The sequence below is a fragment of the Exiguobacterium sp. s150 genome, from assembly GCF_018618435.1.
Taxonomy (GTDB): Bacteria; Bacillota; Bacilli; order Exiguobacteriales; family Exiguobacteriaceae; genus Exiguobacterium; species Exiguobacterium alkaliphilum.
Genome location: NZ_JACSMC010000078.1, coordinates 1 through 832, shown reverse-complemented (window position 1 = coordinate 832; position 832 = coordinate 1). Strand labels below are relative to the sequence as shown.

6 tRNA genes and 2 rRNA genes are annotated in these 832 nt (G+C 50.7%); all 8 read right to left on the bottom strand.

From position 1 onward, the window contains the following. A 16S ribosomal RNA gene (locus KNP76_RS15625) occupies window positions 1-65 on the bottom strand; the annotation flags it as partial. A gap of 104 nt (window positions 66-169) precedes the next feature. Further along, window positions 170-245 (bottom strand) — tRNA-Ala (locus KNP76_RS15620). Window positions 246-257: 12 nt separating this feature from the next. Then, window positions 258-334, bottom strand: a tRNA-Pro gene (locus KNP76_RS15615). A 7-nt stretch (window positions 335-341) separates the two neighbouring features. Beyond that, a tRNA-Arg gene (locus KNP76_RS15610) sits at window positions 342-418 on the bottom strand. Between the two features lie 32 nt (window positions 419-450). Beyond that, window positions 451-537, bottom strand: a tRNA-Leu gene (locus tag KNP76_RS15605). Between the two features lie 35 nt (window positions 538-572). Continuing rightward, a tRNA-Thr gene (locus tag KNP76_RS15600) sits at window positions 573-648 on the bottom strand. Between the two features lie 9 nt (window positions 649-657). Further along, window positions 658-733, bottom strand: a tRNA-Val gene (locus KNP76_RS15595). Between the two features lie 11 nt (window positions 734-744). Then, window positions 745-832 (bottom strand): 5S ribosomal RNA (gene rrf / locus KNP76_RS15590); the annotation flags it as partial.

Sequence of the window (832 nt, the reverse complement as noted above, 5' to 3'; positions counted from 1 at the left end):
TCGACTTGCATGTATTAGGCACGCCGCCAGCGTTCGTCCTGAGCCAGGATCAAACTCTCCAAAGAATTTGATATAGCTCTTGAAATGACAAAGCTTGCGCTTCATTCAAAAATTTAAAACATTTTTTTGCCTCATCGTTCAGTTTTCAAAGTTCGTCATAAAAATAAATTGGTGGAGCCTAGCGGGATCGAACCGCTGACCTCCTGCGTGCAAGGCAGGCGCTCTCCCAGCTGAGCTAAGGCCCCATAAAGGTATGATGGTCGGGAAGACAGGATTCGAACCTGCGACCCCTTGGTCCCAAACCAAGTGCTCTACCAAGCTGAGCTACTTCCCGAAAAAAATGGTGCACCCTGAGAGATTCGAACTCCCGGCCTTTAGATTCGTAGTCTAACGCTCTATCCAGCTGAGCTAAGGGTGCGAGACGAATGATCCTTCATGGATGTTTATAAATGGTACCGAGGGCCGGACTTGAACCGGCACGAGGAAACCCTCGCAGGATTTTAAGTCCTGTGCGTCTACCAATTCCGCCACCCCGGCAAGGTATAATTCATGCGGTAGACTTTTAAAAAAAATGGTGCCGGCGAAAGGATTCGAACCCTCGACCCTCTGATTACAAGTCAGATGCTCTACCAACTGAGCTACACCGGCAGGTGTAAATGGTGGAGGATGACGGGATCGAACCGCCGACCCCCTGCTTGTAAGGCAGGTGCTCTCCCAGCTGAGCTAATCCTCCAAATATGTAATGCCTGGCAACGTCCTATCCTCACAGGGGGAGACCCCCAACTACTTTCGGCGCTGAAGCGCTTAACTTCCGTGTTCGGCATGGGAACGG